This is a genomic window from Lentibacillus cibarius, assembly GCF_005887555.1.
GTDB lineage: Bacteria > Bacillota > Bacilli > Bacillales > Amphibacillaceae > Lentibacillus > Lentibacillus cibarius.
In genome coordinates this window covers 454,457-479,689 of the sequence record NZ_VCIA01000001.1, presented here as the reverse complement: position 1 = coordinate 479,689, position 25,233 = coordinate 454,457, and the positions used below count along the sequence as shown (strand labels likewise).

25 protein-coding genes, 1 pseudogene and 2 other annotated features are annotated in these 25,233 nt (G+C 41.6%); of the genes and pseudogenes, 23 read left to right on the top strand and 3 right to left on the bottom strand.

All coding sequences use genetic code 11. The features are described 5' to 3' along the window. Positions 1 to 26: 26 nt before the first annotated feature. From hemA to FFL34_RS02425, 8 genes are all read left to right on the top strand, one after another. Entirely contained in the window at positions 27 to 1,394 is a 1,368-nt protein-coding gene (gene hemA, locus FFL34_RS02460; protein WP_138601031.1) for a glutamyl-tRNA reductase, read from the top strand. An 18-nt stretch (positions 1,395 to 1,412) separates the two neighbouring features. Beyond that, positions 1,413 to 2,234, top strand: a complete 822-nt coding sequence (locus FFL34_RS02455; protein ID WP_138601029.1) for a cytochrome C assembly family protein — start codon at positions 1,413 to 1,415, stop codon at positions 2,232 to 2,234. 21 nt (positions 2,235 to 2,255) lie between these two features. Beyond that, positions 2,256 to 3,185 carry a hydroxymethylbilane synthase gene (hemC, locus tag FFL34_RS02450; protein ID WP_138601026.1) on the top strand — a complete coding sequence of 310 codons (930 nt, stop codon included), beginning with the start codon at positions 2,256 to 2,258 and terminating at the stop codon, positions 3,183 to 3,185. Further along, on the top strand, positions 3,185 to 3,976 hold the full coding sequence (locus tag FFL34_RS02445; protein WP_138601024.1) for a uroporphyrinogen-III synthase: 792 nt from the start codon (positions 3,185 to 3,187) through the stop codon (positions 3,974 to 3,976). Before hemC ends, FFL34_RS02445 begins: the two co-directional genes overlap by 1 nt. After that, the gene (gene hemB, locus FFL34_RS02440) at positions 3,966 to 4,937 is read left to right on the top strand and encodes a porphobilinogen synthase (protein ID WP_138601022.1); all 972 of its coding nucleotides are present in this window, start codon (positions 3,966 to 3,968) and stop codon (positions 4,935 to 4,937) included. Before FFL34_RS02445 ends, hemB begins: the two co-directional genes overlap by 11 nt. Before the next feature lie 42 nt (positions 4,938 to 4,979). Beyond that, entirely contained in the window at positions 4,980 to 6,269 is a 1,290-nt protein-coding gene (gene hemL, locus FFL34_RS02435) for a glutamate-1-semialdehyde 2,1-aminomutase (protein ID WP_138601020.1), read from the top strand. Positions 6,270 to 6,506: 237 nt separating this feature from the next. Next, positions 6,507 to 7,619: a stage VI sporulation protein D gene (gene spoVID, locus FFL34_RS02430; protein ID WP_138601018.1), complete on the top strand. Its 1,113-nt coding sequence runs from the start codon at positions 6,507 to 6,509 to the stop codon at positions 7,617 to 7,619. Between the two features lie 250 nt (positions 7,620 to 7,869). Further along, on the top strand, positions 7,870 to 8,883 hold the full coding sequence (locus FFL34_RS02425) for a phosphotransferase (RefSeq protein ID WP_171046246.1): 1,014 nt from the start codon (positions 7,870 to 7,872) through the stop codon (positions 8,881 to 8,883). Here the strand turns inward: FFL34_RS02425 and FFL34_RS02420 are convergent. Then, a complete protein-coding gene (locus tag FFL34_RS02420; RefSeq protein ID WP_138601014.1) occupies positions 8,880 to 9,068 on the bottom strand; it encodes a hypothetical protein in 189 nt (62 codons plus the stop codon). The genes FFL34_RS02425 and FFL34_RS02420 overlap by 4 nt on opposite strands. A 127-nt stretch (positions 9,069 to 9,195) precedes the next feature. Further along, positions 9,196 to 9,417, top strand: a binding site (T-box leader). Between the two features lie 138 nt (positions 9,418 to 9,555). Between FFL34_RS02420 and FFL34_RS02415 the strand changes: the two genes are divergently transcribed. After that, on the top strand, positions 9,556 to 12,204 hold the full coding sequence (locus FFL34_RS02415) for a valine--tRNA ligase (protein WP_138604647.1): 2,649 nt from the start codon (positions 9,556 to 9,558) through the stop codon (positions 12,202 to 12,204). Between the two features lie 26 nt (positions 12,205 to 12,230). Here the strand turns inward: FFL34_RS02415 and FFL34_RS02410 are convergent, their stop codons facing one another. Continuing rightward, complete coding sequence (locus FFL34_RS02410) at positions 12,231 to 13,097, bottom strand: ATP-grasp domain-containing protein (RefSeq protein ID WP_138601012.1); 867 nt, start codon at positions 13,095 to 13,097, stop codon at positions 12,231 to 12,233. A 9-nt stretch (positions 13,098 to 13,106) separates the two neighbouring features. Next, positions 13,107 to 14,000, bottom strand: coding sequence for an ATP-grasp domain-containing protein (locus FFL34_RS02405; RefSeq protein ID WP_138601010.1), 894 nt, complete (start codon positions 13,998 to 14,000; stop codon positions 13,107 to 13,109). Between the two features lie 99 nt (positions 14,001 to 14,099). Between FFL34_RS02405 and FFL34_RS02400 the strand changes: the two genes are divergently transcribed. The 14 genes and pseudogenes from FFL34_RS02400 to FFL34_RS02335 all read left to right on the top strand — a co-directional run bounded on the left by FFL34_RS02400 (position 14,100) and on the right by FFL34_RS02335 (position 25,223). Beyond that, positions 14,100 to 15,386: a bifunctional folylpolyglutamate synthase/dihydrofolate synthase gene (locus tag FFL34_RS02400; protein ID WP_138601008.1), complete on the top strand. Its 1,287-nt coding sequence runs from the start codon at positions 14,100 to 14,102 to the stop codon at positions 15,384 to 15,386. Between the two features lie 187 nt (positions 15,387 to 15,573). Beyond that, a complete protein-coding gene (locus tag FFL34_RS02395) occupies positions 15,574 to 16,494 on the top strand; it encodes an SPOR domain-containing protein (RefSeq protein WP_138601006.1) in 921 nt (306 codons plus the stop codon). A 197-nt stretch (positions 16,495 to 16,691) separates the two neighbouring features. Beyond that, positions 16,692 to 17,381: a RadC family protein gene (gene radC, locus FFL34_RS02390; protein ID WP_138601004.1), complete on the top strand. Its 690-nt coding sequence runs from the start codon at positions 16,692 to 16,694 to the stop codon at positions 17,379 to 17,381. Between the two features lie 236 nt (positions 17,382 to 17,617). Beyond that, the gene (locus tag FFL34_RS02385; RefSeq protein ID WP_138601002.1) at positions 17,618 to 18,658 is read left to right on the top strand and encodes a rod shape-determining protein; all 1,041 of its coding nucleotides are present in this window, start codon (positions 17,618 to 17,620) and stop codon (positions 18,656 to 18,658) included. 13 nt (positions 18,659 to 18,671) lie between these two features. Then, positions 18,672 to 19,544 (top strand): rod shape-determining protein MreC, encoded by an 873-nt coding sequence (gene mreC, locus FFL34_RS02380; RefSeq protein ID WP_138601000.1) that lies wholly within the window; start codon positions 18,672 to 18,674, stop codon positions 19,542 to 19,544. Between the two features lie 2 nt (positions 19,545 to 19,546). Then, positions 19,547 to 20,089 (top strand): rod shape-determining protein MreD, encoded by a 543-nt coding sequence (gene mreD / locus FFL34_RS02375; RefSeq protein WP_138600998.1) that lies wholly within the window; start codon positions 19,547 to 19,549, stop codon positions 20,087 to 20,089. A gap of 38 nt (positions 20,090 to 20,127) precedes the next feature. Then, positions 20,128 to 20,814: a septum site-determining protein MinC gene (gene minC / locus FFL34_RS02370; protein WP_138600996.1), complete on the top strand. Its 687-nt coding sequence runs from the start codon at positions 20,128 to 20,130 to the stop codon at positions 20,812 to 20,814. Next, positions 20,807 to 21,606: pseudogene (minD, locus tag FFL34_RS02365) on the top strand (septum site-determining protein MinD). The gene minC and the pseudogene minD overlap by 8 nt, the downstream one beginning before the upstream one ends. Before the next feature lie 182 nt (positions 21,607 to 21,788). Continuing rightward, the gene (locus tag FFL34_RS02360; protein WP_138600995.1) at positions 21,789 to 22,571 is read left to right on the top strand and encodes a M23 family metallopeptidase; all 783 of its coding nucleotides are present in this window, start codon (positions 21,789 to 21,791) and stop codon (positions 22,569 to 22,571) included. Then, on the top strand, positions 22,558 to 23,421 hold the full coding sequence (locus FFL34_RS02355) for a site-2 protease family protein (protein ID WP_138600993.1): 864 nt from the start codon (positions 22,558 to 22,560) through the stop codon (positions 23,419 to 23,421). Before FFL34_RS02360 ends, FFL34_RS02355 begins: the two co-directional genes overlap by 14 nt. 71 nt (positions 23,422 to 23,492) lie before the next feature. Continuing rightward, positions 23,493 to 23,584 (top strand) — a sequence feature (ribosomal protein L21 leader region). Positions 23,585 to 23,596: 12 nt separating this feature from the next. Beyond that, positions 23,597 to 23,905 (top strand): 50S ribosomal protein L21, encoded by a 309-nt coding sequence (rplU, locus tag FFL34_RS02350; protein WP_138600991.1) that lies wholly within the window; start codon positions 23,597 to 23,599, stop codon positions 23,903 to 23,905. Positions 23,906 to 23,916: 11 nt separating this feature from the next. Beyond that, a complete protein-coding gene (locus FFL34_RS02345; RefSeq protein ID WP_138600989.1) occupies positions 23,917 to 24,243 on the top strand; it encodes a ribosomal-processing cysteine protease Prp in 327 nt (108 codons plus the stop codon). 16 nt (positions 24,244 to 24,259) lie between these two features. Beyond that, entirely contained in the window at positions 24,260 to 24,550 is a 291-nt protein-coding gene (gene rpmA, locus FFL34_RS02340; protein ID WP_138600987.1) for a 50S ribosomal protein L27, read from the top strand. Between the two features lie 151 nt (positions 24,551 to 24,701). Then, positions 24,702 to 25,223 (top strand): Spo0B domain-containing protein, encoded by a 522-nt coding sequence (locus FFL34_RS02335; protein ID WP_138600985.1) that lies wholly within the window; start codon positions 24,702 to 24,704, stop codon positions 25,221 to 25,223. The last annotated feature ends 10 nt before the right edge of the window (positions 25,224 to 25,233 follow it).

The following is a 25,233-nucleotide window of genomic DNA, read 5'->3' as shown; positions in this document are numbered from 1 at the left end:
TTTAGAGCGTTTTGGGGGTAATTATTGTGCATATACTTAAGGTTGGATTCAATTACAAGTCAGCCCCTTTGGAATTCAGGGAACGGTTTACTTTTTCCGAAGACAGCGTCGACCAGGCGATGCTCACGTTAAAAGAGCAAAAGAGCATTCTGGAAAATGTGATTGTATCCACATGCAATCGTACAGAAGTTTATGCCGTGGTAGACCAGGCTCATACAGGCCGGCACTACATTAAACAATTTCTAGCTGATTGGTTTCATGTTAATAAAGAAGAACTTTTGCCGTATTTGCAAATAACTGAAAATGATCGTGCTGTCGAGCATTTGTTACGAGTTTCCGTTGGCATTGATTCCATGGTCTTAGGTGAAACGCAGATTCTTGGCCAGGTAAAGCAGGCTTTTATGACGGCACAGGAAAATCAGACGACCGGTACGATTTTTAATGAGCTATTTAAGCAGGCAATAACATTCGCTAAAAAAACGCATAAAGAAACTGCAATCGGTGAAAATGCTGTATCAGTCAGTTATGCAGCCGTTCAGCTCGCCGGTAAAATCTTCGGCAGTCTCCAGGATAAAAAAGTGCTAATCCTTGGCGCCGGCAAAATGGGCGAATTGGCAGCTAAAAATATTGCTGGTTCCGGTGCCGCCGATATTACCGTCATGAATCGTACATTTGAGAAAGCGCAAGTGATGGCTGGAAAGTTTCGGGCGCAAGCAAAACCGATTAACCAGCTGCATGAACAATTGCAGACAGCTGATATCCTAATCAGTTCAACAGGTGCAAATGCAGTTGTATTATCAAAAGACGAGGTTGAATCCATTCAAAAGAAACGAAAAGGTAAACCACTTTTTCTTGTTGATATTGCTGTTCCAAGGGATTTGGATGCTTCCATTGGTAACTTAGAAAATGTATTTCTTTATGATATCGATGACTTGCAGCACATTGTTGACGAAAATTTGGCTGCCAGAAAAGCTGCAGCAGAACAGATTGAGATTATGCTTGAGGCAGAAATTGTCGCTTTCAATGAATGGGTACAGACACTAGGCGTGGTTCCGGTGATATCAGCATTGCGTAAGAAAGCACTATCCGTACAATCTGAAACAATGAAAAGTATTGAACGGAAAATGCCTGATTTAACTGCACGTGAACGGAAGGTTTTGAATAAACACACCAAGAGCATTGTAAATCAACTCTTAAAAGAACCTATAACACAAGCTAAAGAACTGGCGGTAAGTGATAATAAGGAAGAGGCGCTTGCGCTGTTTGTGTCTATTTTTGGGATTGAAGACGATGTTCGGGAAGAATTGAATACGCAGGAACAAAAGAATAGTGAAACGGGGAAAACTGATGAAAAACTATCCTTTCCTTTTGTAAAAAACGTAACCGCTAAGTAAGATGAAAGGATTTCCACTATGGATGAAGCGAAATGGTTTTATGAAATTATTCTTATAACGTATGGGCTGAGCCTGGTGGGTTATTTCCTTGATTTTATTCAGCACAACCGGAAGGCAAATAATGTCGCCTTCTGGTTGCTTTGTATGGTCTGGCTTCTGCAAACTGTTTTTCTGTTGAAAGAATCACTTGTTTCGAAAAGCTTTCCAGTTACGACGTTGTATGAAGGCCTTTCTTTTTATGCATGGGTATTAATTTCCTTTTCTTTAATCCTTACTAAATTCTTTCGGATTCAGTTCATTATATTTTTTACAAATTTAGTGGGGTTTTTAATTCTTTTACTCTATATTTCCACCAGGGCTAAGGAAAAGATGCCAGTACAGGGTGTGAAGCTTGTTCACGAAATACTGATTGCACACATATCATTGGCTTTTGTTTCTTACGGCTTTTTCACTGTTTCCTTTCTTTTTTCCCTTATGTATCTAGTTCAATATAAATTTCTAAAAGAAAAAAAAGGATTCCGCTGGGTATGGAGGCTTGGTGATCTAAACAGACTGGATGCTTTTTCATTCAAAGCTGTAACACTTGGAGTACCTCTCTTGACCATTTCTATTATTCTTGGTGTGATTTGGGCGTATGTGGCAAACACTGAGTTTTACTGGTTTGACTTGAAGACAATTGGTTCAATACTTGTGTTGTTCGTTTATATTATTTATTTGCTACTTCGTTTACGAAAGGGTTATCCCGCAAGAGCTATATCCGTCTATAACTCTGCAGCTTTTCTATTTTTGCTGATTAATTTCTTTTTGTTCAGCATTCTTTCCGATTTTCATTTACAATAGCCGTAGAAGGAGGAAGCCTGAATGCGTAAAATTGTTGTTGGATCAAGAAAAAGTAACCTCGCTCTAACTCAAACAAACTGGGTGATTGATGAGTTAAAGAAAGCTGGAGTGACCAATGAATTTGAAGTAAAGAAAATTGTTACCAAGGGTGATCAGATTCTTAATGTAACGTTGTCAAAAGTTGGCGGGAAACGCTTGTTTGTTAAAGAAATTGAAAAGGCAATGTATGAAAAAGAAATTGATTTTGCGGTACATAGTATGAAAGATATGCCTTCAGAAATGCCGGATGGTCTTGCTATTACGACTATTCCTGTCAGGGAAGATCACAGGGATGCCTATATCGCGAAAAATAACATTCCCCTGAAGGATCTACCGACAGGGGCCATCGTTGGTACAAGCAGCCTCAGGCGCAAGTCACAGATTCTGGCAGCACGGCCTGATCTTGAAATTAAATGGATTCGCGGGAACATCGAATCACGCATTCGCAAACTACATGAAGAAGATTATGATGCGATTATTCTAGCGGTATCCGGCTTGAAACGTGTTGGCTTAAGTGAAGAACTTATTACCGAGTATCTGGAACCTGATATTTGCGTACCATCCGCTGGTCAGGGCGCCTTGGCCATTGAGTGTCGAGAAGAAGATGATGATTTGCAAGCATTGCTTCAGCAAATCAATGATCCCGATACAGTGAAAACTGTTACCGCCGAGCGAACCTTCCTTCAGCTCCTTGAGGGAAGCTGTTCGGTACCAATTGGCGCTTACGCACGTCTGGAGAATGATCAAATTGTGATGACAGCGTTTGTTGGAACACCTGATGGAAAAACAATGCTAAAGGAAACCGTTAGAGGAACTGAACCAAAGGCAGTTGGCACAGACGTCGCTGAAAAGCTGATCAGCCAAGGAGCTAAAGAAATTATAGAAAAAGTGAAAGAGGAGCTTGACATCTGATGCCTTTCCAGTTGCATGGGAAAAAAATTCTCATCACCCGGGGTGAAAAACAGGCAAAATTATTTTCACATAAAGTACGAAAACTTGGAGGTATCCCGATTGAAGTCCCCTTATTACAAATCTTGTGTAAAGGTGGACGGGAGGAAATGGGACTGCTTCAAGGAAATGAGCAATTCAGTTGGCTGTTTTTCACAAGTGTTAACGGGGTTCATTGTTTTTTTACGCTTCTCAACCATTATGGAGCAGCGACTGAAGAAATTTTAGCAGGAAGCAAGTTTGCAGCTGTTGGACATAAAACGGCCATAGAACTCGAAAAACATGGATTCCAAGCGGATTTTATTCCGTCTGTCTATAGTGCGGAAACGATGACGAAGGAATTCACGTTGTCGAATACGTATACGGACAAACCAATACTTCTTATTAGGGGGAACAGGTCACGGAATATTCTCCCGGACTGGTTCAAAGAGCAAGGTATTCCATTTAGACAAATGGAAGTTTACGAAACGGGCTTTAATTTTGCCATGAAAGACGAGTTGAACCGGCAACTGCAACAAAACAAACCTGACATTATTACGTTTACGAGTCCATCATCGGTTGAGGCGTTTATGAAAATGAAGGAAACTCAAGATAAGACTGATGCGTTAATAGCCTGTATCGGGACAACGACAGAGGAGCGCGCGATGGATTTTGGTTTGCGTAATCTTTTAATCCCGGATGAATTCACAATCGATGGAATGCTGGATAAAATGGGAAGCTACATTGAACAGAAAGGGGAGATTGATGATGAATGAACAATTTAAACGACATCGACGGCTGCGTTCGTCAGCGGCAATGCGGTCGCTTGTGCGTGAAAATGAACTGAAAATGGACGATTTCATTTATCCGTTGTTCATCATGGAAGGTGAAGATATAAAAAATGAAGTACCTTCTATGCCAGGTGTTTATCAAATATCGCTTGACCACCTGAAAGAAGAAGCAGAAGAATTGAGATCACTTGGAATTAGAGCAGTCATGCTGTTTGGGGTTCCAAATGAAAAGGATGAACAAGGGACCGGTGCCTTTAGTGAAAGCGGGATTGTACAGCAGGCAACCCGCCTCATCAAAAAAGAGGTTCCAGAGTTGCTCGTTGTTGCAGATACCTGTCTATGCGAATATACATCACACGGCCATTGTGGTGTTATTCACAATCATGATGTGGCTAATGATGAATCATTGCAACTGTTAGCGAAAACAGCCGTATCACAGGCTGAAGCTGGTGCGGATATTATTGCTCCATCGAACATGATGGACGGATTTGTAGCTGTTATTCGCCAGGCGCTAGATGAAGCAGGCCACAAGAACATTCCGATTATGTCCTATGCAGTGAAGTATGCATCAGCCTTTTACGGCCCATTTCGTGATGCAGCAGATAGTACACCACAGTTTGGTGATCGAAAGACGTATCAGATGGATCCGGCAAACCGGCGTGAAGCACTACGGGAGGCAGAATCAGATGTCGAGGAAGGTGCAGATTTCTTAATTGTTAAGCCGGCCATGTCATTTTTGGATATCGTCCGGGATGTGCGAAACAATTTTGACACACCAGTTGTTGCGTATAACGTAAGTGGAGAATATTCGATGGTGAAAGCCGCGGCGTTAAATGGCTGGATTGATGAGAAAGAATTAGTACTTGAAAAACTAACTGCTATGAAGCGTGCGGGTGCTGATCTAATCATTTCCTATTTTGCTAAAGATGTTGCAAAATGGCTATAAATAGAAATAGGTTTTCAAGATTTTTCATTGGAGTGATAAATTATGGGAAACTTTGATAAGTCCAAAATTGAACATGAAAAAGCGGTTGAATTGATGCCCGGTGGTGTAAATTCACCTGTACGTGCGTTCAAATCAGTTGGTATGTCACCGATTTTTATGGATCACGGGAAAGGATCAAAGATAACGGATATCGATGGTAACGAGTATATTGATTATGTTATGAGCTGGGGGCCATTAATCCTAGGCCATGCTGATGAACGGGTTGTTTCTAAACTGAAAGAAACTGCCGAACGGGGAACTAGTCTTGGTACACCTACTATTCAGGAGAATAAAGTAGCAGAGTTAATTATAGACCGCGTGCCATCAGTTGAAATGGTTCGTATGGTTAACTCCGGAACAGAAGCTACTATGAGTGCGTTACGTGTGGCCCGTGGCTATACCGGACGCAATAAGATACTAAAATTCGAAGGAAATTATCATGGACATGGTGATTCCCTTCTTATTAAGGCTGGATCCGGCGTCGCAACGCTTGGACTGCCTGACAGCCCTGGTGTGCCATCCTCTATTGCAGAAAATACGATAACAGTTCCATATAACGATGTGGAAAGTGTTCGGTATGCCTTTTCAGAGTATGGGGACGATATCGCTGCGGTGATTGTTGAACCTGTTTCTGGAAATATGGGATTGGTGCCATCAACAGAAGACTTTCTGCAGGAATTGCGTACCATAACGAACGATTACGGCTCCCTTCTGATTTTTGACGAAGTAATGACAGGCTTTCGAGTAGGCTACAATTGCGCACAAGGCTACTTCAGCGTAACACCTGATATGACATGTCTCGGAAAAGTCATTGGTGGCGGACTTCCGGTAGGTGCGTACGGTGGTAAACGTGAAATAATTGAAAATGTTGCTCCGACCGGTTCCATTTATCAAGCTGGTACATTATCAGGAAATCCACTGGCCATGACAGCCGGATATGAGACGTTGAATGCCTTAAGTGAATCGACCTATGAGGAATTAAATCGAAAAGTAGATAAATTAGTTGAAGGATATAAACAAGCTTCCATCGATTACAATATTCCTCTCCAGATTAATCGGGCTGGGACAATGGTTGGTTTCTTCTTCACCAATGAGCCTGTCTTCAATTTTGAAACAGCGCAAAATGCAAATGTCGACTACTTTGCCCAGTATTACCGGGGAATGATTGAAGAAGGTATCTTCTTGCCGCCGTCACAATTTGAAGGGGTGTTCCTATCCACCGCTCACACGGATGAGGATATTGATAAAACCATTCAGGCAGTACGCACGGCATTTTCAAAAATTGAAAAGTGATTGTCGTTTATTAAAGCTATTCCGGAAAGCCCGGGATAGCTTTTTTTAAAGGATAAAAAAATTTAACGATACTACTTTTACTTTCACGTCTAAACCTTTATTTTTGGATGATTTTTAAACCTGTTATGAAAAAACAAAAGGTATGTTTTCCTTAAAAAGCATATACGTTAATTTTATGTCATATAGTTTAACTGAGGCATATAAGTATAAGGGATATGTTGAAGGGAGGAAAGCAGCTTGGAAAGCAATCAGGATGTATTTCGTTTTGAATTAAATGAATCCCTGTTTTTTGAAAAAGGACAGGAAGTTGGCGAAATGATGGGGGTCTCCTTGGATCCGGAAATTTCCATACAATCATTCAATGACTATATTTCCATCAGGGGCGTCATCGAGCTCCAAGGCACATATCAAAAAGAACCATTAGCTGCGGAAGAGGGAGAAGACACGACGGATTTGCAAGAACTTCATTCAAGAAGGTATATTGAAAATGTTGAGGATCTTTCCGATGGCCAGATAGAGTTTTCGCACCGTTTCCCAGTAGAAATTTCTGTGCCCGCAAACCGTGTAAACGATTTGGACGAAGTAACTGTAGGAATTGAATCGTTTGATTATGAAATACCAGATCAGAATCAACTCAAATTAAATGCTTCTATTGAAATACACGGGATTTCTGATAGGGCAAAGACTACAGACGGAGCGGAACAGGATCAGTCACTTCTGCCAAGGGAAGATGAAACGTTTGAATTTGATGTAAAAATGCCAACAGATGATACGGAAACAGAGGATACGAATGATTTGGAAACTGTCCCGGAACTTCCGGAGGAACTACCACAAGAAAACCATCAGGAGTCAACGCCTGAATCCGAAGAAGGCACCGAGCAGACAGAAAACGATTCAGTTACAGAGAAAAAACGGTGGAAGGGGAAAAAATCACAAACCCTTGCTGAATTCTTTGGAACGAAAGAAAAAGAATCGCTCGATAGCGAAGTAGGAGAGCTAGAAACAGAGGAACAAGAATGGTATGAAAGTGATGAAGATACGGGCTATGAACAGGAAGAAGAAAGTCAGGACGAATCTACGTCATTAGTAGAAGTTTCGGAAACAGGTGATCTAAGTGAGAGTGCTGCAGAATCATCGGGTTCCGAAGATGTTCGTTATTTGGCTGATATGTTCAGGAGTGATGAGGAAGAACAATATGCAAAAATGCGCCTATGCATTGTCCAGGGAACGGATACAGTTGAATCAATTGCAGAGCGTTACGGCATATCCGCATTGCAGCTGCTGAAACAGAACCATCTTGGGGAAGATAGCTTGGAAGAAGGCCAATTATTATATATTCCGTCCACGTAGGAGACATAGGTGAACTTCAAACAGCAGCGGATTCACAATTTTACGTTCACCGCCTTGCTTAATGTTTCTGGTTACCATCGAGTTCCTTACAGTCAGTCTATGAAAGCGGGATATTTGTACACCCCTTGCTTTATCAGTAAGGGGTACTGTTGTTTTAACAGATTGAAAAGATAGCATGCAGCCTAAGACATGCTTGAATGCTTGATTCTAATTGCTTGTCCAGTATATCGGTAAGGTGGTGAAATGGAAAGTGAAACAAATTGAAAATGTGGTCAGCAGCTATGGTTTTGCCCCATATTATATAGAAAAAATAACCAGTCGTTTATTTAGAGTGAATGACGGGCGGTATGATTATGCATTAAAAAGAAGCAGACTCTCAGATAATACAATCGCTTTATGGGAAAATGTTTACCATCAGGCACATACGTTACAGCTGAACAATATTTTACCGGTGTATATAACTGAGACATCACAGTTATATACACGCGTCGATGAGGCGTACTATTATATGACTCCATGGACAAGAAATTATTCTTTAAACCAACAGCAACAGATTCATAACACCCTCCGAGCGATTAGTGAAATTCACGAAAAGACGAAACAGACCCAACCCGTTGATACGGTTGCAGTTAAACATAAATTCAGTGATTACCGCAGTCGATGTCGGGAGTTGCAGGATACATTGCTTGATTATGTCAAGCTGTTTGAACAGAATCGATTTATGTCTCCATTGGAATTACAGGTTTGTACCCATTACCATGTGTTAGTCAATGTATTAGCAGAACTTGATACGCAAATTGGTTATTTCATGGCTGAACTGGAAGAGAACAATACATGGAATTATTCGCTTTGTCATGGTGATTTGGATCTGTCACATACACTCCACCACCACCACACTTATATTATTAATTGGGAGAAGGTGAGCTATGACAATGCTGCAACTGATTTAGCAATATTTTTGCAAGACCTAGCGAAACACTATGACCAGTCCCCGGAAAATTTGGCAGAAATGTACTCTTCCTATAGCTATAGAAATCGATTAGATGATAAGGAATGGCATTTGCTGCTAATCTATTTGCTAGATCCATTCCATTACATAAAGCTTGTAGAGCAATATATTGCTAAAGAATCTCGTCATACGATGATTGTACAGCAGAAAATGCTGCAGCATTCCTTTCGTCAACTGCAGCTGGGACTGGACTGGTCGGGCCGGGCAAAAAGTGACATGATTGCTGATCCCGAAACAACCTCTGATGATTCTTAAATCCACTCCAAATAAAAGGCGACGGTCAGTCCTGCCAAGGCACCAAGCATAAATACATCCAGAGAGGACGGAAACAATAACGTACGGATTAATTGAAAAATAAATATCGGCAACGTCACTTTTTCAATGACAACAATACAATTTCTGACCCATGGTGGTAGCCGGTAACGGTAAAAACGTGCCATTGTCGTTCACCTCTTCTCATTTTATACTATTGTATGTATAGACGTACGTTTTTTGTGCAATGCATATCGTAATAGTTGATTTCTTTGTCAACAAACGGTAAAATATAAAATAATCAAAAACACACTAAAAAATGCTGAGATAGGGAAGAGTATGGAATGATTGCCCTGAAGAGAGGGAATGCTGGTGGGAATTTCCCGGGAATAATCATTTCTGAAGTCGCCCTTAAGCTGCTTCTCTGAATGGAGTAGGAGAATGCCGGTATTACCGTTACTAAGCAACGAGTGCATAGGCAGTAATCGCTTATGAACAAAGGTGGAACCACGGAAGTAGATCCTTTTCGTCCTTTATGACAGGGCGGAAAGGATTTTTTATTGTGACGTCAGAAAGTATAACATATGGATGACCTTATAATAAAAACTTCGACATTCGCTATAAGACGAGGTGAATGCCGAGGTTTTCTAATAATGAAGGAGGCAATTAGTTATGATGGAAGATGGGAACAGAACAGACATGTCATCAAAGTATGATCCGCGTGAAGTGGAACGAGATCGTTACCGATTTTGGGTGAATGGTAAGTTTTTTGAAGCGGATGGAGATAAGGAAAAGGAGCCGTTTACAATCGTAATCCCACCGCCGAATGTGACTGGTAAGCTGCATTTGGGCCATGCTTGGGACACGACGATGCAGGATACACTTGCACGCATGAAACGAATGCAGGGCTATGATGTCCTGTGGCTTCCGGGAATGGATCATGCTGGTATTGCTACACAGGCAAAAGTTGAGGCCAAATTGAAGGAACAAGGTCAAAATCGCTATGATCTTGGACGGGAGCAATTTCTCGAGGTTTCCTGGGACTGGAAAGAGGAATATGCTGATTTTATCCGGTCCCAATGGGAGAAATTAGGACTTGGCCTAGATTATTCCAGAGAACGATTCACGATGGACACGGGGCTATCAGAGGCTGTGCGTGAAGTTTTTGTCAGTCTGTATGAAAAAGGACTGATTTATCGCGGGGAATATATTATCAATTGGGACCCTGATACACAGACAGCTCTTTCGGACATTGAAGTGATTTACGAAGAAGTTGACGGTAAATTTTATCATATGCGCTATCCGATTAAGGATAGTGATGAAACGATTGAAATCGCCACTACTCGTCCGGAAACAATGCTTGGTGATTCGGCGGTTGCTGTCCATCCGGATGATGACCGGTATAAGCACCTGATCGGCAAAACAGTTATCCTGCCAATTGTTGGTCGGGAAATTGAAATTGTTGCCGATTCTTATGTAGATATGGAAATGGGATCGGGTGCAGTAAAGATTACACCTGCCCATGATCCGAATGACTTTGCAATCGGTAACCGGCATGATCTTGAACGGATCCTTATCATGAATGAGGACGGGAGCATGAATGAGAATGCACTCGATTATCAAGGACTTGATCGCTTCGAATGTCGAAAACAGATTGTAAAGGACTTGCAGGAGCAAGGCTTTCTATTTAAGATAGAAGACCACGTACATCAGGTTGGCCATTCAGAACGGAGTGGGGCTGTTGTGGAGCCTTATTTGTCTACACAATGGTTTGTCAACATGCAGCCGCTTGCAGACAATGCTATTGAACTGCAACAGGGTGACGAGAAAGTACACTTTGTCCCTGATAGATTTGAGCGTACTTACTTGCACTGGATGGAAAACATCCGCGACTGGTGTATTTCCCGTCAACTTTGGTGGGGGCATCGCATTCCGGCATGGTACCATAAAGAAACTGGCGAAATGTATGTTGCAAGGGAAGCGCCGGCTGACCTTGAAAATTGGCTGCAGGATGAAGATGTTTTGGATACATGGTTTTCCTCAGCGCTCTGGCCATTTTCAACGATGGGCTGGCCTGACGAAGATGCGGAAGATTTTAAGCGATATTTCCCGACTGATGTGCTTGTCACCGGCTATGATATTATCTTTTTCTGGGTTGCCCGGATGATTTTTCAGTCAAAGCAGTTCACTGGTAGGCGGCCGTTTAAAGACGTTCTAATCCACGGGCTGATTCGGGATGCAGAAGGTCGGAAAATGAGTAAATCCCTTGGAAACGGTGTAGACCCGATGGATGTGATCGATAAATACGGCGCTGATTCTCTGCGTTACTTCTTGTTGACAGGATCATCTCCGGGTCAGGATTTGCGTTTCCACTGGGAAAAAGTTGAAGCAACCTGGAATTTTGCCAACAAAGTATGGAATGCATCGCGTTTTTCTCTAATGAACATGGACAACTTCTCCTATGAAGACATCGATTTGAACGGGGAAAAGTCACTAGCGGACAAGTGGATATTGACAAGGCTGAATGAAACAATTGAACAGGTCACAAGAAATACCGATAAATATGAATTTGGTGAGGCCGGGCGCCATTTATACAATTTCATTTGGGACGAGCTGTGTGACTGGTATATTGAAATGGCTAAACTTCCACTATATGGTGACGACGAACAAGCGAAAAAAACAACACGCTCGGTACTTGCATATGTACTGGATCAAACGATGCGCATGCTGCATCCATACATGCCATTCATTACAGAAGAAATCTGGCAGCAGCTTCCGCATGAAGGTGAGTCAATAACCGTTGCCAAGTGGCCGGAGCCAAAAGCGGAATTTCACGATGAAAACGCAGCAAATGAAATGAAGCGTCTCGTATCTATTATTAAATCGGTCCGTAATATCCGGGCTGAAGTGGATACGCCAATGTCCAAACAGATTAAATTGTTTATCAAAGCAGAAACCGAAGCTGTAGCACAGGAGCTAAAGAGCAATCGCAGCTATCTTGAACGTTTCTGCAATCCAAGTGAATTGGTCATTGCTACCGGCTTAGAGGCACCGGAAAAAGCAATGTCGGCAGTCGTTACCGGAGCGGAATTGTTCCTGCCGCTTGAGGGCCTGATTGACATTGATAAGGAAATCGAACGGTTGGAAAAGGAATTGGATAAATGGACAAAAGAAGTGGAACGCGTTCAGAAGAAGTTGGCAAATGAAGGGTTTGTCAATAAAGCACCACAGAACGTCGTTGATGAAGAACGACAGAAGGAAAAAGATTACCTGGAAAAACAAGCAAAAGTGAAAGCTCGACTTGAAGATTTACGGTCGACGTAAAATGAAAGAACAAAAGCGGAAACGCCTTACAAAGATGCGTTTCCGCTTTTAATATATGCAATATATTGCCTTACAATATTGATATCTGATACGGCACTAAGCGTACGGGAACCAACGACATCCTCTATTTCATTGAATAATAGACAGCCATCGTTATCCAGAAGAAAATCGATTCCGGCCATCCCGAACTGGAAGTAGCCGGTGATTTTATGTACGATCTTTTGCTCTTGATCAGTCAAGGAATACCATGAAGCTGATCCACCGAGCTTAAAGTTTGCCCGGAAGTCATGCTTATTTTCGCGTAGAACCGCTCCGATGATTCTTTCGCCAATCACAAATACACGAACATCTTTGCCTTGCTGTACATTTGTTGCCGACTGGATAATGAGGTCATGATTGTCTGTGAATCGTGCACGTAAATTGTTCCAGGATGTGTCAGATATAACAAGATGTACTTGTTTCCCGCCTCTTCCACCAGTGTCTTTCACAACGAAAGGGAATGGCATTGGGGCTTCAGCAGGTAAGGGAGTCCCCTTTGGCACAAACATAGTGTCTGCTGTAGGTACGTCTAATTTGCTAAGGTGAAAGTGTGTCAGTGCTTTATTGTTGCATATTATGGCTGTTTCCGAGGGATTGTAAACGTTTATACCAAGTGATTCTAACTGTAGACTTAGCATGGAATCAATGGTTCGGACAACAGCAAAGTCGGGCAATGCTACAGGTTTCTGGTGAAGCAGCACTGTACGCCTATTTTGGAACACACCGATTGTTAGCTCTTCTCGGCGGATAAACAGCAGCGTGATGTTCTGCAGCCGAGCTTCTTCTAAAAACCACTTGATGAATGACTCGTTTTGTTTTGCATCCACATCATTATAGATTAGCCAACCTTGCATGGGAGTACCTCATTTCAGTTTTTTACGGATATCACTCATGATAAAGTCGGCGACATTTATTCCAGTACAATTGTACATGTTGCGAATATGGGCGTTGGAGTTGATTTCGCAAACAATGGGCTCTTTATTCTCGCCAAACAATAAATCAACACCCGCGAAATCAGCACCAATCGCTTTCGCGGCAGCAATCGCTAGGTCTGTTTCTTGTTTTGTTGGGTGGTATTTTTGCATTGTACCTCCAGCTGTGACATTTGCCCGGAAGTCGTTAGATGATTGCCGTTTCATGGAAGCGACGACTGCATCACCAACAACATGGAGTCGTATATCTGTACCGTAACTGGACGATATAAATTCCTGCAGCATAAATGGCTTACCATGCAATTCTTGTATCTTAGCAAACAATTCTTTTTCGGTGGATACTAAATGCACTTGTTCCCCGAAAGAGCCGAATGCTTCTTTCACAATCATAGGCAGTCCTAATTGATTAGCAATATCCCGGTAATCATTAACATTTATGTCATCTGTTTGTTGAAAAGCCTTTGGTGCAACGACAGTTCTCGGGATTGGTAGCCCATTGGCGGCAAGTGTTTGGTATGTAGCAATTTTATCATCACTTAAAGCGATTGTCTGAGCACTGTTAAAAACCCTGACACCTAAAAATTCGAGCTGTTTCGCCAAATAAATATCCTTGTCCGTAAACACGACGAAATGAGGAAGCTCCGTCTGCTTTGTATGTAATAGCGTCATGGAATCTGCTGAGAAAAAGCTCAGCAAATGATTATTTTGGTAAATATCCGTCTGAATGTGCTGTTTAGCAGCGGCCTTCTGTATCCATTGAGCAAAATCCAGAAATTTATTTCCTTTTAAATAACCGTTATAAATTATCCAGCCGTAGAGATCCATTGTTTTCGTCCTTTCTTTATTCAAATAGCGGATGATTGTTGCTATAATAGCTCTGTTATAAATGCAAAAGCTACATTTTAAAAGAAAAGCGGTGTGAACATGTTCAAACATTTCCATGAGGTAGAAAACTTTTTTCAAAATAGACAACAGCTTGGAATGAAACCGGGATTGAGCCGAATTCAAAAATTACTTTATTTGCTCGGCAACCCACAAGAAAAAGTGACGTCTATCCATGTGGCGGGAACAAATGGCAAAGGGTCAACCATTCAATATTTAAAGCACGGACTGATGGCAAACAACTTTCGTGTCGGTGTATTCCAATCACCAAGCATGGATGGTATTACAGGACACATTTCCATTAATCATACCAAGGTGTCTGAAGAAACTATTCTAACATTAATGAATCAGGTTTATCCATTTATTCAGCAACTAGACGGTGAGCAGGATGCACCAACTTCATTTGAAATCATTACAGCCCTTGCTTTTACTTTCTTTCAAGACCATGTGGATTTGGCGCTTATAGAGGCGGGAATGGGAGGTAGAGAAGACACGACAAACTGCTTCATCCCTATCCTGTCTATCATAACAAATGTCGAGAAAGACCATACAGCGGCTTTAGGGAATACATTTACAGCGATTGCTTATCAAAAAGCAGGGATCATTAAAAAGGACAGGCCGGTTATTGTCGGTGAAGTGGGTGAAGAGGCCAGTAGATCCATTATTTCCGAGGCAATAACAAAAGATGCACCGGTGTTTTGGTCCGGTCAAGCTTTTCAATCAAAAATGCTCCATATGACAGAAACTCATCAAACTTTTGAATGGCAGGCTGATGATATGCAGCCGATGCATGTGTCGATCAAGCCGTTTGGCAGGCATCAAATAAAAAATGCATCCCTAGCTATGATGGCACTAACCCTCCTTGGACAGAACAGGTTCTCTCTCGATTGGCGTAAAATGTTACATGGGCTGGCAACCACCTCGATTCCCGGCCGGTTTGAACGCATTCACGAGGATCCGTTGATTATATTGGATAGCGCCCATAACCCGGCAGGCATTGAGGCGTTAGTCGACTCGCTAACGACACGATTTATCGATAAAAATACCCACCTTCTCTTTGCTGCATTCAAGGACAAAGATATAGAAGGGATGTTGCCTGCATTGGAACAGCATTTTAAAACGGTCACTTTAACAACGTTCGAACACCATCGGGCTGCCAGTACCAAGCAGCTTCAATATTACAGCCGACGTCCGGATGTTCAACTGATTGATGATTGGGAGCAGGTTATCAGTGAAATGCTTACATCGCATGAAGATGATTGTTATGTCATCACTGGTTCGCTCCATTTTATTGCAGATGTGCGAACATATTTTACTCATCATCCATAGGTTTCAAGCTAAAAACAATCATAATTGCTGCTATGTTTAACAGCATTTCAATAAAAAGCTAAAATAAAGGCGTTCTATCATTGTTGTATTATGTTGAAAGTTTTTTTGGAAGTTTGACAATAATCGTCTTACTTTTTACCACCCATATGCTAGGATTAATCAAACTGGCATATTAGGGGGGATTGATTTGGGCAAAAAGAAACTATTCGTATGGCTAAGCGGCCAAAAAAGTAGAATGCAACGAAACCAGTCTATTCCGGATGGAAAATACTCTATTAAAGAATTTAGCAAGGAGCATGCTGCAACAATGGAGGATTCAGATATACCTGAACTGATTAGAAGAGAAAGTGACGACGAGGATGGCGGGTTTTACTTCAGTGGTAAATCCGGATTGAAACCGTTCAAACCATTTTTGTTTGCTTCGATATCCGCGATTATTATTGGATCAGTGCTTGGGGTTTTTATGCTAAATTTGTTTGTTGATATCAATCAGGGGATGAGCCAACAAAATGACCCTGTCCCGGTAGCTGACAATACAGATGAGGACAATGAAGCAAACAAATCCGGAAAAGATAAAACAGCTTCATCCATGGCAATTAAACCGACAACCGCGTATGTGTTGCAGGCAGGTAAATTTGGTGAGAAAGCCAATGCCGATGAGATGGCAAAGGCGTTCTCGCGGGCTGGATTTCCAGCGATAGTCTGGGAAAAAGGGGACTACTTTTTTACGCTCTCGGGAATTGCTGAAACGGAGAATCAGGGAACCCAGCTGGCCAATGAAATGACCGATAAAGGCCTGGAAGTGTATGTGAAGGAATGGAGCTCATCTAAAAGCGAAATACAATTGAGCAAAAGCGAAAAACAATGGGTACAAGCGTATCAGGCACAATGGAAAGACACGTTGGCTGCTGTAAGCAATGGAGGACGTATATCCGCTGAAAAATGGAAGGAAATTGTAAATGGTACACCGAAAGAGACGGAACACATCGCTAATTTCACAGCGTTTCTAGAAGAAAAGTATCAGCAGATGGGACAAGCTGATAAACGACAGTCACAAATGCTGTTATTGAATCTCTGGAAGCAGTTCAACCAACTTGTCGTAGATTGATTAGATAGGAGACAGATAACATTGAAAAATGGGTGTTATTGTATTTTTAGTCGTTTGCATGACTGAAAATACCATTTTAAATAGGTAATGAATCTCTTTTTGGACAGATGGAATCGGTTAAAAGAACATTTCATTCATTTGTTCACCCAAAGCTGAATAGGTACGATAAATGTATCTTAGTTAAGGGGGGACTGTGAATGGAACCATCATCAATTATGATTAAGAATGTTCCAAAAGAAGAAAGACCGCGCGAACGGCTAGTCAAATTCGGGCCTACCCATTTATCAAATCAAGAGCTCCTTGCCATATTGATTGGTAGCGGTACGAAGGATGAGTCGGTCATGCTACTGGCTAACCGGGTGTTAATGCACTTTGAAGGAATTCATTTATTGAAAGACGCGACCATTGAAGAATTGACGGCCATTAAAGGGATAGGGGAAGCGAAAGGGGTTTTATTGCTCGCCGCCATGGAATTAGGCAAACGAATGAGTCAATTCAAGCCAAATGACAGATATATCGTCCGTTCTCCTGAAGATGGAGCGGATTATGTGATGGAGGAGATGCGTAGTCTGAATCAGGAGCATTTCGTTGTGCTTTTTCTCAATACAAAAAATGAAGTTATCCACAGACAGACAATTTTTGTCGGAAGCCTCAACGCATCTATTGTTCACCCTAGAGAAGTATTCAGGGAAGCTGTCAAACGATCGGCAGCCTCCATTATTTGTGCCCACAACCACCCTTCAGGAGATCCCGCACCTTCCCAGGAAGACGTCCACGTGACAAGACGGCTGGCTGAATCAGGGAAGATGATGGGTATCGAACTTTTGGACCATTTGGTGATTGGTGACAGGAAATTTGTCTCATTGAAAGAAAAAGGATACTTGTAACCACTATCCAATTTTTGATTTTTCCCGTATAATTAAATAGACATTTAAAATGAGCGCCAGTTTTCAGCTTCTGATTGAGATTGGCGCTTATTATGTTTTGAATGATTACAATTATATTTACTTTGAGATGAAAGATGTTTAAAATAAAACATTAGGTGTAAACTGAGTAAATTCGGATCAAGTTTTCAGATCGACATTTCAACAAATGATTTGCTGCTGGGGAAAGGAAGATTTTTTTGGGAAAATTCAGCTTGTCGCAGGATTTAGGAATAGATTTGGGCACCGCAAATACACTTGTGTTTGTCCATGGTAAAGGTGTAGTCGTGCGGGAACCGACTGTTGTGGCCAGAGATATACAAACGGGCGAAGTTGAAGCTGTCGGCAGTTCTGCGTATAATATGATCGGACGAACACCGGGGAATATTTCAGTGGTTCGTCCAATGAAAGATGGTGTTATTGCAGATTATGATACCACCGCAATCATGATGAAATATTTTATTAAAAAAGCAATGCGCACAAGGTCTCTGTTCGCAAAGAAACCAAACGTAATGATATGCGTCCCATCGGGTATTACGATGGTGGAGGAACGGGCGGTTGTTGATGCGACAAAACAGGCAGGTGCGAAAGACGCCTTTCCGATCGCCGAGCCGTTTGCTGCGGCGATCGGGGCCGGGCTACCTGTATGGGAGCCAACAGGAAGTATGATTGTTGATATTGGCGGAGGGACAACGGAAGTCGCTGTTATCTCACTTGGTGGCATTGTGACAAGCAGATCAGTCCGTACAGCAGGGGATGACATGGATGATTCGATTACGAATTATATCCGTAAACATTATAATTTGATGATTGGTGAACGATCAGCAGAATCAATTAAAATGGATATAGGCGTTGCCGGCGAGGTAGCAGAAAATGTCGAAATAGATATTAGGGGTCGTGATTTGTTGACGGGGCTTCCGAAAACAATCACGGTTACATCCGCAGAAATCGCCGTTTCATTGCGTGACACTGTTGAATCAATTGTTGAGGCTGTGAAAGACACTTTGGAAAAAACACCACCGGAACTGGCGGCTGATATTATGGATCGCGGAATTGTCTTATCCGGTGGCGGCGCCTTGTTGCAAAATTTGGACAAGGTTATTAGTGAAGAAACGGAAATGCCTGTGTTTGTCACGGATGCCCCGTTAGAAAGTGTTGCAAACGGAACAGGCAAATCGCTGGAATATGTTAAGCATTTTCGGTCACATCCGAATGTTTCTTCTCGGTCCATGAATGAATAAGTAGGTGTTCTCCATGTCGTTTTTCCGGAAAAAAAGATTATTCATACTGTTAATAGGACTAATTGTACTGGTGGCAATGATAGGTTTTTCATTGCGGGACAGGGAAGACCTGACAACCGCCGAGCAATTCATTAAAGATACTGTCGGATGGACACAAAGCATTGTACACACACCGGTAGATTATGTTACAACTATTTTTGAAAATGTTAATGATATAAAACATACGTATTCTGAGAATCAGCTTTTACGGGAAAAAATTGCTGAGTATAAAAGTCTGTTTTACGATGTACAAAAGCTAAGAGAAGAGAATTCCGAACTTCGCGAAACATTGAAGAAGACTAAATCCGTTCGTTCTTATAACCCGATCCAGGCTTCGGTTATATCCAGATCGCCTGAACAATGGATGGAAAAAGTGACGATTAATAAAGGAAAACAGGATGGCATAAGGGGAAATATGGCTGTCATCACTTCTGAAGGAATGGTTGGTAGAATTGAAACCCCTTCAGAATTCACCTCATCGGTCAAACTGCTTTCAGGGTTTGATCAATTTAGCCGGATTTCTGCCACGATTGCTCGTAAGGAAGGTAATGATATTTTCGGTATGATTGAAGGCTATGACAACAAAACTGGGAATTTGATTTTTAAAATCATTGAAGAGTCTGATAAGGATTTAAAGGAAGGCGAACTAGTACATTCCTCTGGGATGGGTGGCGTATTCCCTTCTGGACTACCTATTGGAAAGGTGCAAGAGGTGAAACCGGATCAGTACGGGCTGACTCGGACCGCCTTCGTTAAACCGGTAGCAAATATGTATGACATCAATAATGTCATCGTAGTTGAACGGCATTCCGGTAATGATAATGCCACTTCCGGGAAGGGTGAGTAGTCATGAGCCGAATACTGATTCCAGTCATGCTTTTTTTACTTCTTGTGTTAGAAGGTGTAGCACTTGATTTGCTCCCTGTTTCATTTATTGCAAATGAATTGCAGCTTGTTCCCCATTGGGTATTGATATTTCTAATTTTGAAAATCATGTTTTTTGACGGAGAAGACACATCTGCATCTGTCATCCATGGACTTATCTTTGGGTTTCTGATTGATGTTGTTTATACGGGAGTACTTGGTGTTTATATGTTCTGCTACGCTCTCGTTATCTACATGATCCATAGCTTAGTTAAAGTATTGCATGCTAACTTTTATGCCGCTATTCTACTCAGTATTATAGGGATTGCCCTTACTGATATTTTCATCAATATTATATTCTCAGTAGCTGGAATAACAGAAATGATTTGGCAGGATTACTTGTTATACAGGTTAATTCCAACTGCACTAGCAAATGGATTATTTTTGTTTGTGCTGTACCCATTGCTGACCAAGCTTTTGATGAAATGGAAAGAAGAACGGTATTCCAAGGGCTCTACATACTTTTAGTGCGTAATGTCAAGGCGAATTATTGGAGTGAACGTGACGTGCTTGATTCGAAACAAATGATAACAATTAAAGGTACAAAAGACGGCTTAACATTATTCATTGATGAATACAGTTCATTTAATGATATTTTAGACGAGCTCGGTGATAAACTTTCTGAATACAAACCGAAAAGAGATGAACCTATTATCCCTGTCACGGTTAAGCTGGGAAATCGCTATTTGAATGACTGGCAAAAAGAGCGGCTGAATGAATTGATAAGTACGAAACATTGTTTTTCAATCCATTCTTTTGATTCTAATGTCGTTCATCGGGATGAGGCTTTAACGTGGAAAGAAGAAAGTGAGGTTAAGGTTGTCAACCGTATTGTAAGATCCGGTCAGGTGCTGGAATATGTTGGTGACTTATTGCTAGTAGGTGATGTCAATCCGGGTGGCAAAGTAATAACGACGGGAAATATTTTTATTATGGGTAACCTGTTTGGAATTGCGCATGCCGGGGTTAAAGGGGACCGTGATGCAGTGATTGCTGCCTCTTTCATGAAACCTAATCAGCTCCGTATTGCCAACTATATTAGCCGGGCTCCTGACTATGATTCGGAAGGGGTTTATATGGAATGCGGACTAATTGATAAAGAACAGGATAAAATCGTAATTGACCGCCTGCAGGTCCTTTCGCGCAAACGGAAGGATATAAGTGGGTTTGAAAGGAGAATGCTTAATGGGTGAAGCAATTGTGATCACTTCCGGTAAAGGAGGGGTAGGCAAAACAACCACAACTGCAAATATTGGTACTGCCCTGGCTCTGATGGAGAAAAAGGTCTGTCTGATTGATACGGATATAGGCCTCAGAAATCTTGATGTCATTATGGGTCTCGAAAATCGGATCATCTATGATATTGTTGATGTTATTGAACAACGCTGCAAACTCAAACAAGCATTAATTAAGGATAAACGGTTTGACTATTTATCACTTTTCCCGCTGCACAGACGAGCGACAAGGCGGCCGTCACCATGGATGGAATGAAAACAATTATCAGCGAATTGAAACAAGAATATGACTATATCATTATTGATTGCCCTGCAGGCATTGAACAAGGCTTCCAAAATGCTGTGGCCGGGGCCGATAAAGCGATTGTCATCACTACACCGGAAAAGTCAAGTGTCAGGGATGCTGACCGCATTGTCGGTTTATTAGAAAATGAATCTATTGAACCACCAAAACTAGTAATCAACCGTATTAGGAACCATATGATGAAAAACGGTGATATGCTCGATATTGATGATATTATTCAAATACTTTCCATTGATCTTATCGGTATTGTTATTGACGATGATGAAGTGATTAAGGCTTCGAACAATGGTGAGCCTATAGCGCTACAGGGAAGTTCAAAGGCATCCATTGCATACAGGAACATAGCCCGGCGTATGCTAGGTGAAACGGTCCCACTACAGTCGCTGGAAGATGAGAAGGGGATGTTCCAACGGGTAAAGAATTTTTTTGGTATTGGAACTCGCTAATGTACGGCAAGTCAACGTTCGTTCATTATCAGATATTTCAGGAGACAAACGCTGTGATTGTGTATCATCACTCTCATAAAAACTAACCAGCTCTTTGTGAACATTGGTTCTTGATATTAAATCATAACCCGGTAACTTGCTTCATATACTTGTACAAACGTGTAACAAGGGTTGTGAGAAGAATGAGCAAAGGGGTTAAAAAAGTAAGGAAGTCAATCAATCGTCGGAAAAAGCTCCGGGGACTAACTTCAAACGAACGACCAGCCAGCCAAATGCTACCATCTTCGCTTCCACAGGAGGAAGAAAAACATGGCTATTATCCTGTATTTACTGATAGTTCGCCATCAACGCCGTTACCATCAAGGGATAGGAATCGGTACTTGCCTGGATTTGTGCTGAAAGGCATGTTGTCGGCAGTGCTCTTTTTTGGCGCGGGGTTGTTATTCCAAACGGATTCTTCCTTATTGTCAAAGCCGAAACAATGGACTGAATACGCTTTGACAGAAGAACTTCCGTTTGCACGTGTGAATCAGTGGTATCAGGAAACGTTTGGTGCACCAATGGGACTACAACCTGCAGAAAGTCAAACTTCAGCAGACGGACAAGCACTCGCGTTCCCAGTAAGCGGGAGTGTTTCGGAAACGTTTCAGACTAATGGTACAGGAATAAAGATCTCACCGGATGAGAAAACGAATGTCTCTGCTTTGCAAGGCGGGGTTGTCATTTTTGCCGGAAATGACAAAGATCTAGGTAAAAAAATCGTTGTACAGCACGCTGATGATAGCGAAACTGTCTACGGGCAGTTAAGTTCGATTAATGTCCATCTCTATCAGTTTATAGAGGATGGGCAGACGCTTGGAACATTCAAACCTGGTCCCGATAGCAAAAATGTTTATTTTGCAATTGAAAAAGATGATGCATATATCGATCCTGTACAGGTGATTAAAGTTGATGACGCTTCGTAAATTTTTGCCGGCAATCCATGTACACCCCGTACTTCTGGTATTTATCATCATTTCCTTTCTGACTGGTACATTTATTGAGTTGATGATTATACTAGGGATTGTTCTAATTCATGAACTAGGCCATTTTATGATGGCCGCTGCCTTCAGTTGGCGCATTCGTGGAATTATGCTATGGGTGTTTGGAGGGGTGATGGATACCGATGAACATGGGACTAGACCGCTTCATGAGGAAGTACTTGTCACTATTGCAGGACCACTACAGCATTTATTAATCTACATGCTACTTTTCTTTTTGTCCGGAAGTCATCTGTTATCGTCTTCGCTTGTCGAGATGGCTTTTTTTTATAACACTGTGATCCTGCTGTTTAATCTAATGCCGATATGGCCATTAGACGGTGGCAAGTTACTCTTTCTTATTTTTTCAAAGCTTTTCCCTTATCGAAAGGCGTATCATTCCATTCTTCTGTTCTCATTGTGTCTGAATATCCTATTTATCATACTATTGCTTTTGGCTGTTCCGTTTACATTGAGTGCTTTTGTGCTTTTTTCATTTTTGGCAATAGAAAATCGAAAAAATTGGAAAGAGCGATTTTATGTATTTATGCGCTTTCTGTTACGGCGGTACAACGGTACAACGAATATAAAGCGCGTCCATCCGATTGAAGTTTCCTGTCACAGCGTTTTGATGGACGTATTCAATCGTTTTCAGCGGGATAAGAAACACACCATTTACGTCACATTTCCCGGGAATACCCGCCAGTCTATTGACGAAATGGATTGTTTGCACAGTTATTTTCATGGACGGCACTATAATAAATCACTTGGTGAAATCGTCCATTATGTATCCTAATCATTTCTAAGGCATTTGTTGACAGAATCGTACATGTCGTGATATTATCAATTACGTTATTCATCGTAGCACCAGTGCTACAACCGCGCAAAACAGGTTTGCAAACCCTTTTCGAGTATATGAGTTAGAGAAGGTACCTGTGATGGCGAGTCTTGGTCATTAGGGAGGTGCAAGTATGTACGCAATTATAGAGACAGGCGGAAAGCAAGTTAAAGTTTCAGAAGGACAGGAAATCTACGTTGAAAAAGTGGCCGCTGATGCCAATGAATCTGTTACATTCGATAAAGTCCTTTTCATCGGTGGAGATGATGTACAAGTTGGTGCTCCATACGTCGATGGTGCTTCGGTTACTGCAAAGGTTGAAAAACATGGACGTCAAAAGAAAATTGATGTGTTCAAGTATAAGCCGAAGAAAAATTATCATCGTAAACAAGGACATCGTCAGCCATATACAAAGCTGGTTATCGATAAAATCAATGCATAGAAGGTACTGTTATGATTAATATCGATATAATCCGCCGGGATAGCCAAATCAAACAGTTTGAATTAACCGGACATGCTGATAGCGGACCTTATGGTTTTGATTTGGTATGTGCCGGTGTCTCGGCTGTAACATTTGGGTCCGTGAATGCGGTTTTGGAACTCAGTGAAGCCGACTTGGAAATTGAACAGGGTGATGAGGGCGGATTTCTCCGTGTAACTGTTCCGGATCGATTGACAGATGACACGATGAAAAAAGTCCAAGTTTTATTCGAAGGAATGCTTGTTTCACTGAAAACTATTGAAAGAGAATATGGTGATTATATTACGATTCGAAATTGAAAAGGAGGTGCAGCAAATGCTACGTCTAGATTTACAATTTTTCGCCCAGAAGAAAGGTACCGGAAGCACAAAGAACGGTCGTGACTCCGAATCGAAACGCCTTGGTGCTAAACTTGCTGATGGCCAGTTCGCTACCGGTGGGTCTATTCTTTTCCGCCAGCGCGGTACAAAGATTTATCCCGGAACGAATGTGGGACGCGGTGGAGACGACACATTGTTCGCTAAAATCGATGGTGTTGTCAAATATGAACGTATTGGCCGTGACCGCAAAAAAGTGAGTGTTTACCCGATCGCCAAAGAGGCATAAGCTTAATAGGCAAATTGAAAAAACTCCAGTCATTTTTGGCTGGGGTTTTTGTATGATATTTTTATGTTTATTTGCTATAATCTTCTTATTATCGATATATTTGCCAACCAATTGACGGTTTAAGCACGATCTCGGTAAAAGGAGGAGGAATATGGAGGAACGAGATGTAATACAGCTGCTCCGCCACTACCGGCATGATTTATTGAATCAATTGCAGATTATTGATGGTTATTTAAGTATGGGGAAGGGCGAAAAAGCACGAATAAAGCTTGCGGATTATGTTGGACATTTACAGAAAGAAAGTAAATTGATGAATTTAAATGCTCCATTATTTGCACTATATGTGCTTCAATTGGATACATTACATCCAAATTTTCGTTCATCTTATTACATACATAGTGAAAACATGGATTTGCATCAGGTAGATCAATTGCTCGTGGAATATTTTCAAAAGATAATGGCCATAACAGAAAATATGATTGATGTAATGGAGTTGTATGAACTGAAATTACATATTTATGATAAAAATTCAGGAATAGTACAACTGGAATTGATTATTGATGGAAGGTTTCCGGATTTGTCAACGTTAGTGGAAACGATGGGTAAAGTAAATGAAATGATAACGGTATCCGAACACGGTGATGGCATTACGTGTGCTGTCTGCATTCCGTGAAAATGAGGTG

Bases quoted from the DNA above. Each gene is read 5' to 3' on its own strand.
- FFL34_RS02455 (WP_138601029.1), top strand. From the start codon at position 1,413: ATGGATGAAGCGAAATGGTTTTATGAAATTATTCTTATAACGTATGGG.
- hemC (WP_138601026.1), top strand. From the start codon at position 2,256: ATGCGTAAAATTGTTGTTGGATCAAGAAAAAGTAACCTCGCTCTAACT.
- FFL34_RS02445 (WP_138601024.1), top strand. From the start codon at position 3,185: ATGCCTTTCCAGTTGCATGGGAAAAAAATTCTCATCACCCGGGGTGAA.
- hemB (WP_138601022.1), top strand. From the start codon at position 3,966: ATGATGAATGAACAATTTAAACGACATCGACGGCTGCGTTCGTCAGCG.
- hemL (WP_138601020.1), top strand. From the start codon at position 4,980: ATGGGAAACTTTGATAAGTCCAAAATTGAACATGAAAAAGCGGTTGAA.
- FFL34_RS02420 (WP_138601014.1), bottom strand. From the start codon at position 9,068: ATGGCACGTTTTTACCGTTACCGGCTACCACCATGGGTCAGAAATTGT.
- FFL34_RS02415 (WP_138604647.1), top strand. From the start codon at position 9,556: ATGGAAGATGGGAACAGAACAGACATGTCATCAAAGTATGATCCGCGT.
- FFL34_RS02410 (WP_138601012.1), bottom strand. From the start codon at position 13,097: ATGCAAGGTTGGCTAATCTATAATGATGTGGATGCAAAACAAAACGAG.
- FFL34_RS02405 (WP_138601010.1), bottom strand. From the start codon at position 14,000: ATGGATCTCTACGGCTGGATAATTTATAACGGTTATTTAAAAGGAAAT.
- FFL34_RS02400 (WP_138601008.1), top strand. From the start codon at position 14,100: ATGTTCAAACATTTCCATGAGGTAGAAAACTTTTTTCAAAATAGACAA.
- radC (WP_138601004.1), top strand. From the start codon at position 16,692: ATGGAACCATCATCAATTATGATTAAGAATGTTCCAAAAGAAGAAAGA.
- mreC (WP_138601000.1), top strand. From the start codon at position 18,672: ATGTCGTTTTTCCGGAAAAAAAGATTATTCATACTGTTAATAGGACTA.
- mreD (WP_138600998.1), top strand. From the start codon at position 19,547: ATGAGCCGAATACTGATTCCAGTCATGCTTTTTTTACTTCTTGTGTTA.
- FFL34_RS02360 (WP_138600995.1), top strand. From the start codon at position 21,789: ATGAGCAAAGGGGTTAAAAAAGTAAGGAAGTCAATCAATCGTCGGAAA.
- FFL34_RS02355 (WP_138600993.1), top strand. From the start codon at position 22,558: ATGACGCTTCGTAAATTTTTGCCGGCAATCCATGTACACCCCGTACTT.
- rplU (WP_138600991.1), top strand. From the start codon at position 23,597: ATGTACGCAATTATAGAGACAGGCGGAAAGCAAGTTAAAGTTTCAGAA.
- FFL34_RS02345 (WP_138600989.1), top strand. From the start codon at position 23,917: ATGATTAATATCGATATAATCCGCCGGGATAGCCAAATCAAACAGTTT.
- rpmA (WP_138600987.1), top strand. From the start codon at position 24,260: ATGCTACGTCTAGATTTACAATTTTTCGCCCAGAAGAAAGGTACCGGA.
- FFL34_RS02335 (WP_138600985.1), top strand. From the start codon at position 24,702: ATGGAGGAACGAGATGTAATACAGCTGCTCCGCCACTACCGGCATGAT.